The sequence below is a fragment of the Tistrella arctica genome (genome assembly GCF_039630945.1).
GTDB classification, from domain to species: Bacteria; Pseudomonadota; Alphaproteobacteria; order Tistrellales; family Tistrellaceae; genus Tistrella; species Tistrella bauzanensis.
The window spans coordinates 118,080-133,441 of the sequence record NZ_JBBKTV010000006.1 but is presented as its reverse complement, the minus strand read 5'-3'; the positions used below and the strand labels follow the sequence as shown (position 1 = coordinate 133,441).

Sequence of the window (15,362 nt, the reverse complement as noted above, 5' to 3'; positions counted from 1 at the left end):
GCTCAAGATGGCCTATGACATCAACCAGACCGTGTTCATGCTGAGCCTCGCGTCAAACGCTGTCGCCGGCATCAAGGCCACGACCTCTGGTTACAACACCGAACTTGTCGACTACATGGCCGCCGGGCTGAACGGCGGCACCTTGCAGGATCTATCGTCCACCGGTGCTTTCGCCGCCTATCAGGGGCCGGCCTGGACCGGGTTTTTCGCAAAGACCAATGCCGAACTGGCCGGTGGTGACTGGCAGGTGGTGTGGGGGCCCTGCGTGTGGGTGGCGCCCCTGAAGGCCGGCGCGAAGCTGCTGTCGCTCTATGCCACCAATTCGATGTATGTCGCCTGGAGCCCGTCGCTTGCGACTTATGTGGTGGCGATCGCCGCCACCAATGCCGCCAATCTGATGGACTGGATCGACGAGGATTTCGACGTCTACGCCCATGACACGGCGACATGGCCGCCCCAGATCCCGTTCACGGTGACGCGCCACGACGTGCTGCCGGCCACCACGCCGCAGATCTCGGCCGGCACCGCCACCGGCATCAGCGCCCTGCTGAGCATGACCGATCCGGTCCAGGGCAGCCTGAAATCCTTCCTGGCATCGAAGGCCGATGGCGGTTCGACGCTGTGGTTCACCGGCCACAGCCTGGCCGGCGCCCTGTCGCCGACGCTCGCCTTCTATCTCTATCCCGATCCGGCGACCAGCGGCTGGGGGGCGATCAATCTGTTTCCCTCGGCCGGCGCCACGCCCGGCAATCAGGCCTGGCTGGATCTGTTCACCGCCGGCTATCCCGATGCCACCGACTACGTCAATCTGCACGACGTGGTGCCGCGGGCCTGGAACATGCTGCCCAGCGTGATCGGCGACAAGGATGCCGCCGGCAACTATCCCAGCATCTTCGGCATGCTGGGGTCGGGCACGATCAGTGTCGGCTATACCGTCTCGTCTCTGGTGCATTACATGGAGCGGCGGATCAAGGACATCACCTATGCCAACATTCCGCATCAGACCTTCGGCGCCGCCGATTTCTCAAGCAACTGGGGTCTGTTCACCTATACCGAGACCACCGATGCCCAGGGCTATACGCTGAAGACCGATCCGGTCTGGAGCCCCTGGCCGGCCTTCACCGACGCCAATCCGGTGACCGCCCAGAACCCGCCGCAGCCGGGCAAGGCCACGGTGCTTGGCCAGATCGGCCGGCTGATCCTGGCCACCCATATCGATCAGTATTCGAAGGAGCTGGGGGTCAGCGCGCCGCAGCTTCTGCCGGGCGTGCCGGCGGACTGGAAGCCGCATGATCCGGATATCGACACGGTTCTGGCGCTGCTGCACGGCGATTGACACTGGCGGATGGCCTGACCGTCAATCCGTCACCGGCCCGCCCCCGTCACCGGCACGCCATCGGGCGGCGGGTCGGTGTCCTCTCCGCGATGCCGCGCGCGGGGGTGGGCGGCGGTATAGGCGGCGATCATCCGTTCGGTGGCGACGGCGGTATAGCGCTGGGTGGTGGCCAGGCTTTCATGGCCCAGCAGATCCTGGATCACCCGCAGATCGGCGCCGCCATCCAGCAGATGGGTGGCGAAGCTGTGGCGCAGGGCATGGGGCGTGGCGCTGTCGTCCAGTCCCAGCGCCCGGCGGGCCGCGGCCATATGGCGTTCGGCCACCGCCCGGTCCAGCCGGCCGCCGCGCAGGCCGGTGAAGATCGGCCGATCCGGCGTCTGAGGATGCGGACAGATGGCGCGATAGGCCTCCACCGCGTCGGTCACCGCCGCGATCAGCGGCACGCGGCGCTGCTTGCCGCCCTTGCCGCGCACGGTCAGCGCCGGCTGGCGGTCGCGCAGGCCCGGCCAGTCGCGGCCATCCAGGCCCAACGCCTCGCCGATGCGCAGCCCCGCCCCCCATAACAGGGCGAACAGCGCGCGTTCGCGGGCAGCGATCCAGGCGGCCCCCCCCTCGGCCGCCATCTCGGCGGCGAGCGTGGTCACCCGGCCGGCCTCGTCCGGCGTCATCGGCCGCGGTGCCGGGCGGGCATGTTTCGGGCTGCCGATGCCGGCCAGCCCCGGCGCCGGCAGGCCATGCACCCGATCGATCCGGCGATAGAAACCGCGCACCACCGCCAGCGCGCGGGCGGTGGAGGCAGGCTTCAACCCGGCTGAACGCCGGCTGGCCATCCAGGCGCGAAACCCCGAAATCTCGATCGCGGCCAGCGCCGGCAGATTGTCCAGCCCGCCGCTCCAGTCCTGGATGAAGGCCAGGAAGCCTTTGAGGTCGCGGTGATAGGCGTCGATGGTGTTGGCCGCGGCGCGCCGTTCGGCCACCAGCCATCGATCCCAGTCGGCCACGGCGGCGGCGATGTCGGCGGGCAGGGTCAGGGCCGACGGTACCGCACCCTTGTCGGCCGGCGGCGCATCGGTCGCGGCGCCGGTCAGCCGGCGGCGGGCCACAGCCGGGCCAGACATTGGGCGATCACCGCCGCCAGGAAATCGAGCAGGTCGCTGGCCTGGCCGTCATGCCAGGTCGCTTCGCGGCTGTCGCCCAGCACCAGCAGCATCGGCGCCATGCCGGCGCGCGGCTTCAGGCGCACGATCGCATCCGATCGCACGGTCTCGGCACCGGTCCACAGCGGCGGGCGGTCGTCATCGGCGATGCGGCCACGCAGGCGAAGGTCGCGGCCGGCGCCGACCAGACGATCGACGCTGCCGCGCGGCAGGGCCAGCATGCCGGCCGGCAGGTCGGTGGCTTCGGCTTCGGTGGCAAGAAATGCCCGCTCGATGCCCAGAGCCTGCGGCAGGGCCTGGACCAGCAGATCGTTCAACCGGCCAAGGCTGCCGGCGCCGACCAGGGCGATGACCGAGGCCCGGACCCGGGTTTCGATGTCGGCATTGGCCTGAACCGTGCCGATCAGCCGCTTCTGGGTGCTGCGGATGTCGTCGACCGTGCGCGACAGCCGCTCGATCTGGAACCGTTGCATGTCGACGACGGCGTCGCCATGGCGGCGGCCCGGCAGGGTCAGCCCTTCGAGTGCGGCCGGATGGCGCTGAAAGAAATCCGGATTGCGGGCAAGGTGTGCCAGCACGTCGGCGTCTTCGATCGGACGTCCGGTGGCGGGTGCGGCGGTATCGGAGCTGCTGGTCATCGCGGGGTGTCGGTCATCCTTGGAAGGCTCGGTCTCCGCACCGGCCCCTGTCGCCATCAGGGAGCCGGTGCGGGGTGTCTGCGGATCGGGTGCCGGTCAGAGCACGGTCTGGCCGGTCTTCTCCCAGTCGGCCATGAACGCGGCCAGGCCCTTGTCGGTCAGCGGGTGCTGATACATCTGGCGCAGCACGCTCGGCGGCACGGTGACGACATCGGCGCCCATGCGGCCGGCCTCGACCACATGCAGCGGATGGCGCACCGACGCCACCAGAACCTCGGTCTGGAAGGTGGGGTAATTGTCGTAGATCTCGACGATCTGCTCGATCAGATCCATGCCGCGCGCGCCGATATCGTCGAACCGGCCGACGAAGGGCGAGATGAAGCGGGCACCGGCCTTGGCGGCCAGGATCGCCTGCGCGGGCGAGAAGCACAGCGTGACATTGACCGGCGTGCCTTCGTCGGACAGTGCCTTGCAGGTCTTCAGCCCGTCGACGGTCAGCGGCACCTTGATGGTGACATTGGGGGCGATGCGCGCCAGATACCGGCCTTCGGCCAGCATCTTCTCGTGATCGAGCGCCGTCACCTCGGCCGAAACCGGGCCTGCGACGACGGCGCAGATCTCTTCGATCACCTCGACGAATTTGCGGCCGCTCTTGGCGATCAGCGACGGATTGGTGGTGACGCCATCGACCAGACCGGTCGCGGCAAGCTCACGGATTTCGGCGATGTCGGCGGTATCGACGAAGAACTTCATGATGCGGGCCTCGGGAGACTTGTGATCGGCGGCTAGCCGCCGGGGCTGTGATCGGCGGCTGTCCGCCATGCAGGGCGGATATTGCGGGCGCTCAGGCGGCGACATGGGCCGGGGAGAGGGCGCTGATGGCGCCCGGCCCGGTCGCCGCCGGGGTCAGGGACCGCCGGCTGCCGGTGTGACGCGGAGTTTAACGAAACCCTTGCGCGGTCGCCAGTTGCATGATGGCATCCGCGCAAACCGGCCGGCCCGGTTGCCTGCTCATTTCCGACGGTTGCTTATGCGATGACCACCCAGGATACAAGCGCCAAGCCCGCATGCGACGCCGATGCGCGGCTCTTCAGGGCCGGTGACCGGGTGGCGGTGCTGCCGCTGCAGGCCATGGGTGGCCAGCCGGGGCGTGCGGGCGGGCGGCTGGACCGGCTGGATTATCTGGTGCCGCCAGGGCTGGATCTGACCCCGGGCGCCGTGGTGCGGGTGCCGCTGGGGCCGCGCCAGATCACCGGCGTGGTCTGGGGGCCGGGAGAAGGCGATCTGGCCGCCACACGGCTGAAGCCGGTGATCGGGCGGCGCGACTGTCCGCCGGTGTCGGGGCCGCTGCGGCGGCTGGTGGATGCCGTGGCCAGCTATACCGTGTCGCCGCCGGCCGGCGTGCTGCGCATGGTGCTGCCGATCGACGAGGCGCTGGACCCGCCCCGACCCGAGGCCGGGCTGGTGCTGACCGGGGCGGCGCCACAGGGCCGGCTGACCGCCCAGCGCCGGGCGGTGCTGGAGGTGATATCGGCCGGGGCCACGGCCGGCGACACGCCGCCATCGGTGGCCGATGTCGCGCGTGCCGCCGATGTCTCGGATGGTGTGGTCCGCGGGCTGGTCGAGGCCGGGGTTCTGGCCGTGGTCGAGCGGCCCGGCGGCCGGGGGGGCGATGATGCGCCGGCACCCGACCCGGAGCGTCCCGGCCCGGTGCTCGGCCCCGACCAGACGGCGGCGGCGGCGGCCCTGGTGGATGCGGTGGCGCAGGGTTTCTCGGTCGAGGTGCTGGACGGCGTGACCGGCTCGGGCAAGACCGAGGTCTATTTCGAGGCGATCGCGGCCGCCCTGCGCCGCGGCCGGCAGGCGCTGGTTCTGGTGCCCGAAATCGCCCTGACCACCCAGTGGCTTGAACGCTTTCGCGCCCGCTTCGGTGCCGCACCCTTGAGCTGGCATTCGGAACTGGGCCATGCCCATCGCCGCCGTGCCTGGCGGGCGGTGGCGGAAGGCCGGGTGCCGGTGGTGGTGGGCGCGCGCTCGGCACTGTTCCTGCCCTTCGCCGATCTGGGGCTGATCGTGGTCGACGAAGAGCATGACGCCGCCTTCAAGCAGAAAGAAGGCGTGATCTATCATGCCCGCGACATGGCGGTGATGCGCGGCGCGCTGGAGGCGGTGCCGGTGGTGCTGGCCTCGGCGACACCGGCGCTGGAGACCCTGGCCAATGTCGAGCGCGGCCGCTATCACCGCCGCCGTCTGGCGGCGCGCCATGGCGCGGCGGTGATGCCGGCGGTGGAGGCGATCGACATGCGCGGCCAGCGGCTGCCGGCGGTGCGCTTCGTCTCGGAACCTCTGAAACAGGCGATCGTCGATGCGGCGGCGCGCGGCGAGCAGGCGATGCTGTTCATCAATCGGCGCGGCTATGCGCCGCTGACCCTGTGCCGGGCCTGCGGCCATCGCATGCGCTGCCCGTCCTGCGATGCCTGGCTGGTGGAACACCGCCTGCGCGCAGGCGGGCCGCGTCTGGTCTGCCATCATTGCGGTCATGACGAGAAACTGCCCGATGCCTGCCCGGATTGCGGCGCCGAGGACAAGTTCGCGCCCTGCGGCCCCGGTGTGGAGCGGCTGGCCGAAGAGGTGGCGGGCCTGCTGCCGGATCTGCGGGTGGCGGTGATGACCAGCGACACCATCGCCGGGCCCGAAGCGGCGGCGGAACTGATCGGGCGGATGGAGGCCGGCGCGGTGGACGTGCTGATCGGCACCCAGATGATGGCCAAGGGCTATCATTTCCCGAAGCTGACCGTGGTCGGGGTGGTGGATGCCGATCTGGGGCTGGCGGGCGGTGATCTGCGTGCGGCGGAGCGGACCTATCAACTGCTGGCCCAGGTGGCCGGCCGCGCCGGGCGCGCCGAGCGGCCCGGGCGGGTGCTGCTTCAGACCTATGACCCGGGCCACCCGGTGATCCGGGCGCTGATCGCCGGCGACCGGGATGGATTTCTTGAGGCGGAGGCGGATGCGCGGCGCCAGGCCGGCGCCCCTCCCTATGGCCGCTGGGCGGCGGTGATCGTCTCGGCGCCCGATGCCGGCGATGCCCGCGTCACGGCCGATCTGTTCGCCCGCGCGCTGCGCCGGACGCTGCCCCCGGGCGCCCGACTGCTTGGCCCGGCGCCGGCCCCGATCGGCCTGCTGCGCGGCCGCCACCGGCTGCGGCTGCTGGCGATGGCCGACCGGGCGGCGGATCTGCCGCTGGCGATGGCGCGGGCGCGGGAACTGGTGCCGGTCAGGGGCGCCATCCGCGTGCAGATCGATGTGGACCCGCAGAGTTTTCTGTGAGGCGGCCGCAACGTTCGATGACCGGCAGGTGGCCAGGCTTTCGGTGACCGGCCATCGGCCCTGATGCACGACAGAACATCGATCGCCGCGGTGCCGTCGCCGCGTGCGGCCCGAGGCGGGGGCGATGTGCGGATGCGGCCGTCGGGCACAACGGCGACAGAACGGCGATTTTCGCTGTCGCGACGCGGGTTGCGCCTCCCCGGTGCTTGTGCTAGGTATCGCCTGCCCTTGGCGTGACGGCTCTCAACAGAGGACGTCCGCCATGGCCTTGGTCCTGCTGACGTGTTCTTTGCGTGACCGCAGGGCCTCGTCGGTTTTTTTCCCACGACAGGCTTCAGGACGGTCCCAGTGGCAGGTGCGCAAGCGGATGCGACCGGACTGGCGGGGCGTTATGCGACCGCCTTGTTCGATTTGGCGCAGGAGCGTGAAGCGCTCGATGCGGTGACCGGCGATCTCGCCCGATTCAGGCAGCTGCTGGACGAGAGCGCGGAGTTCTCTCGCCTGGTGCGCAGCCCGATCGTGTCGCGAGACGACCAGGTCAAGGCGGTGACGGCGATCGCCGATACACTCGGCGTGAGCGAACTCACCCGGAATTTTGTCGGTTATGTGGCGAGCCAGCGGCGGCTGTTCTCCCTCGCGGCCATGATCCGCGCCTTCGAGGCGCTGGTCGCCCGGGCGCGCGGTGAAGTGATCGCCGAGGTCAGCTCGGCTCATGCCCTGACCGACGAGCAGAAAGGCGCGCTCGAAACCGCGCTCAAGCAGGCGGTGGGCGGTGCGGTCGCGATCCGCACGACCGTGGATCCGTCACTCATCGGCGGGCTGGTCGTGCGTGTCGGCTCACGCATGATCGACGGATCGATCCGCACCAAGCTGCACAGTCTGAAACTCGCCATGAAAGGGGTTGGATGATGGACATCCGCGCCGCTGAAATTTCGGCGATCATCAAGGAGCAGATCGCCAGCTTCGGCACCGAGGCCGAGGTTGCCGAGGTCGGGCGGGTGCTGTCCGTCGGTGACGGCATCGCGCGCGTCTACGGCCTCGACCAGGTCCAGGCTGGCGAGATGGTCGAATTCGCCGATGGCACCAAGGGTATGGCGCTGAACCTCGAAGCCGACAATGTCGGTATCGTGATCTTCGGCGAAGACCGTGCCATCAGCGAAGGCTCGCTGGTCAAGCGCACCAAGTCGATCGTGGACGTGCCGGTGGGCCGTGGCCTGCTGGGCCGCGTCATCGACGCGCTGGGCAATCCGCTCGACGGCAAGGGCCCGATCGCGTCGACCGAGCGCTCGCTGGTCGAAAGCAAGGCCCCGGGCATCATCCCGCGCCAGTCGGTGTCGGAACCGATGCAGACCGGCCTGAAGGCGATCGACGCCCTGGTGCCGGTCGGCCGTGGTCAGCGCGAGCTGATCATCGGTGACCGCCAGACCGGCAAGACCGCCGTTGCCATCGACACCATCCTGAACCAGAAGGCCGCCCACGCCGGTTCGGATGACTCGAAGAAGCTGTTCTGCATCTATGTCGCGATCGGCCAGAAGCGGTCGACCGTGGCGCAGATCGTGAAGACGCTCGAAGACAACGGCGCGATGGAATACACCGTCGTCGTGGCCGCGACCGCGTCGGAGCCCGCTCCGCTGCAGTTCCTGGCACCCTATTCGGGCTGCGCGATCGGCGAGTACTTCCGCGACAACGGCATGCATGCGCTGATCATCTATGACGATCTGTCGAAGCAGGCCGTGGCTTATCGCCAGATGTCGCTGCTGCTCCGTCGTCCTCCGGGACGTGAAGCCTATCCGGGCGACGTGTTCTATCTTCACAGCCGCCTGCTTGAGCGCGCCGCGAAGATGAGCAAGGAGCGCGGCTCGGGCTCGCTGACCGCCCTGCCGGTGATCGAGACCCAGGCGGGCGACGTGTCGGCCTATATTCCGACCAACGTGATCTCGATCACCGACGGTCAGATCTTCCTTGAGACGGGCCTGTTCTATCGCGGCATCCGTCCTGCCATCAATGTCGGCCTGTCGGTGTCCCGCGTGGGTTCTGCCGCTCAGACCAAGGCGATGAAGCAGGTCGCGGGCCGCATCAAGCTCGACCTCGCGCAGTTCCGCGAGATGGAGGCCTTCGCCCAGTTCGGTTCCGACCTCGATGCCTCGACCCAGAAGCTTCTGGCTCGTGGCGCGCGTCTGACCGAGCTGCTGAAGCAGCCCCAGTTCTCGCCGCTGAAGATGGAAGAGCAGGTCTGCGTGATCTTCGCCGGCGTGCGCGGCTATCTCGATGCGATCCCGGTCAATTCGATCGGCAAGTTCGAGGCGGCGCTGCTGGGCGATCTGCGCGGCGAGAACAAGGCGATCCTCGATGCCATCGCGACCGAGGGCAAGCTCTCGGACGAGACGGAAGCGAAGCTCGTCACTGTCGTCGGGCGTGTCGCCAAGACCTTCGCCGCCTGATCCGGCGGATGCCTCAGGGGCGCCGCCCGTATCGCCGGATGATCTCCGGATGATGCGGGCGGCGTCGTCCGGCACGCACAAGCCGATCGGGTCGATCAAGGGTCAGCCGAATGCCTAACCTGAAAAATCTCAAAGTCCGCATCGCCAGCGTCAAGGCGACGCAGAAGATCACCAAGGCCATGCAGATGGTCGCGGCGTCGAAGCTGCGTCGCGCGACCGAGCAGGTCGAGGCCTCGCGTCCCTATGCCGAGCGCATGGACCGGGTGCTGCGCTCGCTCGCCTCGCGCGTGATCGTGATCGACACGACGCCGAAGCTGCTGGCGGGCACCGGTCGCGATGACGTTCATCTGCTGATCGTCGCCACCGCCGATCGCGGGTTGTGCGGTGGTTTCAACACCAGCATCGTGCGCGCCGCCAAGCGCCAGATCCAGGTTCTGCTCGCTCAGGGCAAGACGGTGAAGGTGCTGTGCGTGGGCCGCAAGGGCCGCGACCAGCTGCGCCGCGAATACGGCCATCTGATCGTCGAGACCATCGAGGGCCTGGGCCGCAAGCGTCTGGCGTTCTCGGAAGCCCAGCAGGTGGGCGACCGGGTGATCGCGATGTACGAGGCCGGCGACTTCGACGTCGCCACCATGGTCTACAGCCAGTTCAAGTCGGCGATCACCCAGATCGTGACCTTGCAGCAGCTGGTGCCGTTCGCGGCGCCCGACGCGGCGAACGATCAGGGCGAGGCCACGGGCGGCGGTGCCGTCTATGACTATGAGCCCGAGGAGGAGGCGATCCTCGCCGACCTTCTGCCGCGCAACATCTCGATCCAGCTCTTCAAGGGCCTGCTTGAGAACGCGGCCAGCGAGCAGGGCGCGCGGATGACGGCGATGGACAACGCCACCCGCAATGCCGGCGATATGATCGGCAAGCTGACGCTGGAATACAACCGCACGCGTCAGGCGGTCATCACACGCGAGCTGATCGAAATCATTTCCGGCGCCGAGGCGCTGTAACGACGGTCCCGGGGGCGCGGTCTTGCCAGACTGCCCGGTGGCCCGCCCGCAGGTTTTAGAGAGTTCCGACGGGAGCGACAGCATGAAGAACAAGGTCGGCAAGATTACCCAGGTCATCGGTGCCGTTGTCGACGTGCAGTTCGACGGCGACCTGCCGGCGATCCAGAACGCGCTTACCACCGACAACAACGGCAACAAGCTGGTTCTGGAAGTGGCGCAGCATCTGGGTGAAAACCAGGTCCGCACCATCGCCATGGACGGCACGGAAGGCCTGATCCGCGGCCAGGACGTGGTCGACACCGGCGCCGCGATCAGCGTGCCGGTCGGTCCGGCGACGCTCGGCCGCATCCTGAACGTCATCGGCGAGCCGATCGACGAGAAGGGCCCGGTCGACGCCACCCACACCGCGCCTATCCACGCCGAGGCCCCGAGCTTCGCCGAGCAGTCGACCGAGGCCGAGATCCTGATCACCGGCATCAAGGTCATCGACCTGCTGGCGCCGTATGCCAAGGGCGGCAAGATCGGTCTGTTCGGCGGCGCCGGCGTCGGCAAGACGGTGTTGATCATGGAGCTGATCAACAACGTCGCCAAGGCGCATGGTGGTGTGTCGGTGTTCGCCGGTGTCGGCGAGCGCACCCGCGAGGGTAACGACCTCTATCACGAGATGATCGACTCAGGGGTCATCAAGCCGGACGATCTGGGGGCCTCGAAGGTCGCCCTGGTCTATGGTCAGATGAACGAGCCCCCGGGAGCCCGTGCCCGCGTGGCGCTGACCGGTCTCACCCTCGCGGAATATTTCCGCGACGAGGAAGGCCAGGACGTGCTGTTCTTCGTCGACAACATCTTCCGTTTCACCCAGGCGGGTTCGGAAGTGTCGGCGCTGCTGGGTCGTATTCCCTCGGCCGTGGGTTATCAGCCGACGCTGGCGACGGAAATGGGTCGTCTGCAGGAGCGGATCACCTCGACCCGCAAGGGTTCGATCACCTCGGTGCAGGCAATTTACGTGCCGGCCGACGACCTGACCGACCCGGCGCCGGCGGCCTCGTTCGCCCATCTGGACGCGACCACCGTGCTGTCGCGCCAGATCGCCGAGCTTGGCATCTATCCGGCGGTGGATCCGCTCGACTCGACCTCGCGCATGCTCGACCCGCGCATCGTCGGTGACGAGCACTACCGCATCGCCCGTGAGGTGCAGCGCGTTCTGCAGACCTACAAGTCGCTGCAGGACATCATCGCCATTCTGGGCATGGACGAGCTGTCGGAAGAGGACAAGCTGGTGGTTGCGCGCGCGCGCAAGATGCAGCGTTTCCTTTCGCAGCCCTTCCACGTCGCCGAAGTCTTCACCGGTTTCCCCGGCAAGCTCGTGTCGCTCGAAGAGACGATCCGTGGCTTCAAGGAGATCGTCGAAGGCAAGCATGACGATCTGCCCGAGGCGGCGTTCTACATGGTCGGCTCGATCGACGAAGCGATCGAGAAGGCCCGCGAGATGGCGAAGGCCGCGGCCTGAGGCCGTGAGCGTCACGTCATCCTGCGGCCTGCCATCCATCAGGCCTGCCATCCACGAGAAAGAAGGGCGCTGACCGATGTCGGACAAGGTCAGGTTCGAGCTGGTTTCGCCGGAGCGTCTGCTTCTGGCCCGGGATGTCGACATGGTCGTCGTCCCGGGGTCGGAAGGGCATTTCGGCGTCCTGCCCGGCCACGCACCCCTGATCGCCACCATGAGCCCGGGGGTGATCGAGGTCTATGAGGGCCAGACGGTCGCCGATCGTCTGTTCGTCGCCGGTGGCATGGTCGAGGTCACCGAGGTGAGCTGCATCGTGCTCGCCGAGGATGCCCTCAACCTCAAGGATGTCAGCCGCGCCGACGCCGAGGCCCGCGCCAAATCGGCCCGCGAGGATTTCTCACTGGCCCGTGACGACGCCGAGCGTGCGACAGCCGAGCGCAAGGTTCTGGAAGCCGAGGCTCTGATTCAGGCGGTTGCCTGATCGGATCCGGGGCAGCGCGCCGGTCCCCGATCGCGGGCGACCGGGCAGTGCCGCCCCGAACCAGACAGAAACAGCCACATGCCGCATCGGTTCCCGAGGCGGCATGTGATCAAGGAGCGGCCGCCCGCAGGGGTTGGTCGCTCTTTTTTTGTCACCCGCAACAACCGCTGCATCGCCGAGAATGGGATTAGATGATGTGGCCTTGAACGCCGGCCCATGTTCACCAATTGTTAAGGACGCGCCGGCAGCGCTCCGCATGCGACCGACCGGGAAGGGCCGAAAGCTGCCTTTCCCGGCCCACCGTCAACCGGACTGACGCGGGTATCCCCAATGAAACACTGGACGATCGAGGATATCGCCTGGGACCACTTCGATCCGTCGAAGGTCGATCCCGAAATACTGAAGGCCGTGAAGGCAGCGGCTCTGGTCGAGCATAACGGCTATGATTATGCTGCCTATCTGTGCAGCGTCTTCGCCGACGACCCTGAGTTCTGCCTGGAGGCGAAGAACTGGGCGGAGGAAGAGGTGCAGCACGGTCGCGCCCTGCGGCGCTGGGCCGAGCATGCCGATCCGGCATTCGATTTCGATACCGCCTTCACCCGTTTCACCCGTGAGGTGACCCTGCCGCTGGATGCCAAACAGTCGGTGCGCGGGTCACGCTCGGGCGAGTTGGTGGCACGCTGTATCGTCGAGGTCGGCACCTCGTCCTTCTATGGCGCGATGGCGGCGGCAACCGACGAACCGGTGCTGAAGTCGATCGCGATGCGCATCCGCGCCGACGAATTGCGCCACTACAAGCTGTTCCTCAACCATCTGAACCGGTATCTGGAGCGTGAGCAACTGGGCCCGACCCGGCGGCTGATGATTGCGCTTGGCCGTATCCGCGAGACCGAGGATGACGAGCTGGCCTATGCCTTTCACTGTGCCAACCAGTTGCCCGAGCCTTACGACCGCAATGGCTGCATCGCCGCCTATAGCAAGCGCGCCTATGGCATGTACAAGCGCCCGCATGTGGAGCGCGCGGTGATGATGACCTGCAAGGCCGCCGGTATCGACCCGCAGAGCCGGGTGGCGCGGTTGCTGAGCGATGCATCCTGGTGGTTGGTGCGCCGCAAGGTCGGCTGGCTGGAACGCCGGGCGGCCTGATCCAGATGCCGCCGGTCGTGCCGCCCCGCCCACCCGCCGCCCGGCCGACGCTGTCGGTGCGCATCGATCTGCCCGATGGCCGGCGGTTCGGCCCCGGTAAGGCATCGCTGCTGCGCCACGTGGCGGAGGAAGGCTCGATCGCGGCGGCCGGCCGGGAAATGGGCATGTCTTATGCTCGCGCATGGCGCCTGATCGAGGCGATGAACCGCGACTTCCCCGACAGGCTGGTCACCCGCCAGACCGGCGGTGCCGGCGGTGGCGGCGCCGTTCTGACCGAGACAGGCCGGCAGGTGCTGGCCGCCTATGATGCCGCACTGGCGGCCGCGTCCGCCGCTGCCGCCGATGCGGCGGCCATGATCGCCGCTCTGGCGGGACCGGCCATCGAGGCTCCGGCCACAGCGGTTATACCGGCCCCAGAGCCAGACTCTTGATCAGGGCCAGCACCGGCAGCCCGGGCTGAAGCCCCAGATCGCGCGCCGCCGCCGGCGTGATCCGCGCCAGCAGCACATCGTCGCGGCGTCCGGCTCCCGCTTCCGCCAGATCCAGCGTCACCGCCACCAGACCGTCGGCTTCCGTGATCACCGACCGCACCAGACAGGGCAGGCGGTTGCGGATGCTGACCCCGGCCCGGTCGAGTGCGGCAGCATCCAGCGCCAGGGCCACGTCGCGCGCGGCGATTCTGAGCCGCACCGCCGTGCCGGGTGCCGGCGGGGCGCCACCGGCCGCCAGATGCAGTGTTGAATCGTCACCATCATGTATGATCTGCGGGCGCAGCGGCAGCAGCCCGTCGCTGTCGGGCGGACCCGCGACCACCAGATGCAGCATGCCACCACGTGCTGCCTCGCCGGCGATCGCCGCCAGCATCGGATGGCTGGCCACCTGGGCGATCGGGCCGCTGGCCAGGGCATGGCCATGGTCCATCAGCACCAGATGGCCCGCCAGCCGCATCACCTCGTCGAGCGCGTGGCTGACATAGAGGATCGGCACCCCGCCTTCGCGGGTCAGACGATCGAGGAAGGGCAGGATCTCGTCCTTGCGCGCGCCGTCGAGTGCCGCCAGGGGTTCATCCAGCAGCAGCAGCCGCGGGCTGGCCAGCAGCGCACGCCCCAGCGCGACACGCTGGGCCTCTCCACCCGACAAGGTCCGTGGCCGCCGCGCCAGCAAGGGGGCCAGCCCCAGCAGATCGACCACCGCGTCGAAGCGGCCGGGTTCCGGACGGGCGGGGCCGTGGCGGCGGGGATAATCCAGATTGCCGTGCACAGTGAGGTGGGGAAACAGCCGCGCGTCCTGGAACACCACCGCGATCCGGCGGCGATGGGCGGCGACACACAGACGTTGATCACTGTCGACAACCGGCTCGCCATTGATGGCGATGTAGCCGATATCCGGGGTGATCAGCCCGGACAGGGCGGCGAGCAGGGTGGATTTGCCGGCGCCGGATCGGCCGACGACAGCGGTGACCCCGCGCGACGGTAAGGTCAGCGACACATCCAGCGCGAAATCCTCCGCGACCTGATGATGCAGTCGGATATCGATCGTCATGCCAGCCGCCGTGGTCTGGAGGGGGGCACGGCACTCAGCCCCAGCCGGCGACGCATGGATTGGGTGACAATCTCGGCCAGCACCAGCGCCCCGATCGCGATCACGATCCCGACCATCGCCAGCCGCAAGGCCGGACCGTCGCCCCCCGGCGCCGACAGCAGCGTTTGTACGGCCAGCGACAGGGTCCGGGTCTCGCCTGGAATGTTGGAAACGAAGGTTACGGTGGCACCGAATTCGCCCAGACATTTGGCGAAGCCCAGAATGGTGCCGGCCAGAATGCCGGGCAGGGCCAGCGGCAGGGTGATGGTCAGGAAGGCGCGCCAGGGGGCGACGCCCAGCCCGGCTGCCGCCTGATTGAGCCGTGGGTCCGCGGCTTCGAAGGCCAGCCGGATCGGCCGCACCACCAGCGGCAGCGCCATCACCGCCGCCGCCAGCGCGGCTCCCGTCCAGCGAAAGGCGAAGACCAGCCCGAAGAGCTGGTCGAGCAGGCTGCCGATGGCACCTTTGCGCCCGAAGGCCAGCAGCAGCAGATAGCCGGTCACCACCGGCGGCATCACCAGCGGCAGATGCACGGCCACATCCAGCACGATCCGCGCCCGCGACCGCCAGCGCGCCAGCACCCAGCCAAGCAGGATCGATATGGGCAGCAGCCCTGCCAGCGCGGTTGCGGCAACCTGAAGGCTGAGGCCGATGGCGTCGCGCTCGGCGACACCCAGCCAGCCCAGGCCCAGCCAGCTCAAATCAGTCAACAGTGGCGCGGTCCTCGGCTGGGTATGGCGTCGTGGGCGG

The 15,362-nt window shown here is 68.3% G+C and carries 14 protein-coding genes; 9 read left to right on the top strand and 5 right to left on the bottom strand.

Going from position 1 to position 15,362, the window contains the following annotated elements; translation table 11 throughout:
• Positions 1–7 precede the first annotated feature (7 nt).
• Positions 8–1,336 carry a lipase family protein gene (locus WG924_RS14630; protein WP_345933786.1) on the top strand — a complete coding sequence of 443 codons (1,329 nt, stop codon included), beginning with the start codon at positions 8–10 and terminating at the stop codon, positions 1,334–1,336.
• A gap of 29 nt (positions 1,337–1,365) precedes the next feature.
• Here the strand turns inward: WG924_RS14630 and WG924_RS14625 are convergent, their stop codons facing one another.
• The 3 genes from WG924_RS14625 to fsa all read right to left on the bottom strand — a co-directional run bounded on the left by WG924_RS14625 (position 1,366) and on the right by fsa (position 3,884).
• Complete coding sequence (locus WG924_RS14625) at positions 1,366–2,454, bottom strand: tyrosine recombinase XerC (RefSeq protein ID WP_345933785.1); 1,089 nt, start codon at positions 2,452–2,454, stop codon at positions 1,366–1,368.
• The gene (locus WG924_RS14620; RefSeq protein ID WP_345933784.1) at positions 2,421–3,131 is read right to left on the bottom strand and encodes a DUF484 family protein; all 711 of its coding nucleotides are present in this window, start codon (positions 3,129–3,131) and stop codon (positions 2,421–2,423) included. The genes WG924_RS14625 and WG924_RS14620 overlap by 34 nt, the downstream gene beginning before the upstream one ends.
• A gap of 96 nt (positions 3,132–3,227) precedes the next feature.
• Positions 3,228–3,884 carry a fructose-6-phosphate aldolase gene (fsa, locus tag WG924_RS14615; protein ID WP_188575804.1) on the bottom strand — a complete coding sequence of 219 codons (657 nt, stop codon included), beginning with the start codon at positions 3,882–3,884 and terminating at the stop codon, positions 3,228–3,230.
• Positions 3,885–4,166: 282 nt separating this feature from the next.
• Between fsa and WG924_RS14610 the strand changes: the two genes are divergently transcribed.
• From WG924_RS14610 to WG924_RS14575, 8 genes are all read left to right on the top strand, one after another.
• Complete coding sequence (locus tag WG924_RS14610; RefSeq protein ID WP_345933783.1) at positions 4,167–6,458, top strand: primosomal protein N'; 2,292 nt, start codon at positions 4,167–4,169, stop codon at positions 6,456–6,458.
• A 348-nt stretch (positions 6,459–6,806) separates the two neighbouring features.
• Positions 6,807–7,367 (top strand): F0F1 ATP synthase subunit delta, encoded by a 561-nt coding sequence (locus WG924_RS14605; protein ID WP_188575806.1) that lies wholly within the window; start codon positions 6,807–6,809, stop codon positions 7,365–7,367.
• A complete protein-coding gene (gene atpA / locus WG924_RS14600; protein WP_188575856.1) occupies positions 7,367–8,899 on the top strand; it encodes a F0F1 ATP synthase subunit alpha in 1,533 nt (510 codons plus the stop codon). Before WG924_RS14605 ends, atpA begins: the two co-directional genes overlap by 1 nt.
• 110 nt (positions 8,900–9,009) lie before the next feature.
• Positions 9,010–9,900, top strand: coding sequence for a F0F1 ATP synthase subunit gamma (locus WG924_RS14595; protein ID WP_345933781.1), 891 nt, complete (start codon positions 9,010–9,012; stop codon positions 9,898–9,900).
• 82 nt (positions 9,901–9,982) lie between these two features.
• Complete coding sequence (gene atpD, locus WG924_RS14590; protein WP_345933780.1) at positions 9,983–11,407, top strand: F0F1 ATP synthase subunit beta; 1,425 nt, start codon at positions 9,983–9,985, stop codon at positions 11,405–11,407.
• A gap of 76 nt (positions 11,408–11,483) precedes the next feature.
• Positions 11,484–11,885, top strand: coding sequence for an ATP synthase F1 subunit epsilon (atpC, locus tag WG924_RS14585; protein ID WP_188575812.1), 402 nt, complete (start codon positions 11,484–11,486; stop codon positions 11,883–11,885).
• Positions 11,886–12,215: 330 nt separating this feature from the next.
• Positions 12,216–13,031 carry a ferritin-like domain-containing protein gene (locus WG924_RS14580; RefSeq protein ID WP_345933779.1) on the top strand — a complete coding sequence of 272 codons (816 nt, stop codon included), beginning with the start codon at positions 12,216–12,218 and terminating at the stop codon, positions 13,029–13,031.
• 17 nt (positions 13,032–13,048) lie between these two features.
• Positions 13,049–13,462 carry a winged helix-turn-helix domain-containing protein gene (locus tag WG924_RS14575; protein WP_345933778.1) on the top strand — a complete coding sequence of 138 codons (414 nt, stop codon included), beginning with the start codon at positions 13,049–13,051 and terminating at the stop codon, positions 13,460–13,462.
• Here WG924_RS14575 and modC read toward each other — a convergent pair.
• Together modC and modB are read right to left on the bottom strand one after the other, a co-directional pair.
• A complete protein-coding gene (gene modC / locus WG924_RS14570; protein ID WP_345933777.1) occupies positions 13,434–14,573 on the bottom strand; it encodes a molybdenum ABC transporter ATP-binding protein in 1,140 nt (379 codons plus the stop codon). The two genes, WG924_RS14575 and modC, sit on opposite strands and share 29 nt — an antisense overlap.
• On the bottom strand, positions 14,570–15,322 hold the full coding sequence (gene modB / locus WG924_RS14565) for a molybdate ABC transporter permease subunit (protein ID WP_345933775.1): 753 nt from the start codon (positions 15,320–15,322) through the stop codon (positions 14,570–14,572). The genes modC and modB overlap by 4 nt, the downstream gene beginning before the upstream one ends.
• Positions 15,323–15,362 lie beyond the last annotated feature (40 nt).

Excerpts from the sequence above, each read along its gene's own strand:
- WG924_RS14630 (WP_345933786.1), top strand. The coding sequence starts at position 8 with ATGGCCTATGACATCAACCAGACCGTGTTCATGCTGAGCCTCGCGTCA.
- WG924_RS14625 (WP_345933785.1), bottom strand. The coding sequence starts at position 2,454 with ATGTCTGGCCCGGCTGTGGCCCGCCGCCGGCTGACCGGCGCCGCGACC.
- WG924_RS14620 (WP_345933784.1), bottom strand. The coding sequence starts at position 3,131 with ATGACCAGCAGCTCCGATACCGCCGCACCCGCCACCGGACGTCCGATC.
- fsa (WP_188575804.1), bottom strand. The coding sequence starts at position 3,884 with ATGAAGTTCTTCGTCGATACCGCCGACATCGCCGAAATCCGTGAGCTT.
- WG924_RS14610 (WP_345933783.1), top strand. The coding sequence starts at position 4,167 with ATGACCACCCAGGATACAAGCGCCAAGCCCGCATGCGACGCCGATGCG.
- atpA (WP_188575856.1), top strand. The coding sequence starts at position 7,367 with ATGGACATCCGCGCCGCTGAAATTTCGGCGATCATCAAGGAGCAGATC.
- WG924_RS14595 (WP_345933781.1), top strand. The coding sequence starts at position 9,010 with ATGCCTAACCTGAAAAATCTCAAAGTCCGCATCGCCAGCGTCAAGGCG.
- atpD (WP_345933780.1), top strand. The coding sequence starts at position 9,983 with ATGAAGAACAAGGTCGGCAAGATTACCCAGGTCATCGGTGCCGTTGTC.
- atpC (WP_188575812.1), top strand. The coding sequence starts at position 11,484 with ATGTCGGACAAGGTCAGGTTCGAGCTGGTTTCGCCGGAGCGTCTGCTT.
- WG924_RS14580 (WP_345933779.1), top strand. The coding sequence starts at position 12,216 with ATGAAACACTGGACGATCGAGGATATCGCCTGGGACCACTTCGATCCG.
- modC (WP_345933777.1), bottom strand. The coding sequence starts at position 14,573 with ATGACGATCGATATCCGACTGCATCATCAGGTCGCGGAGGATTTCGCG.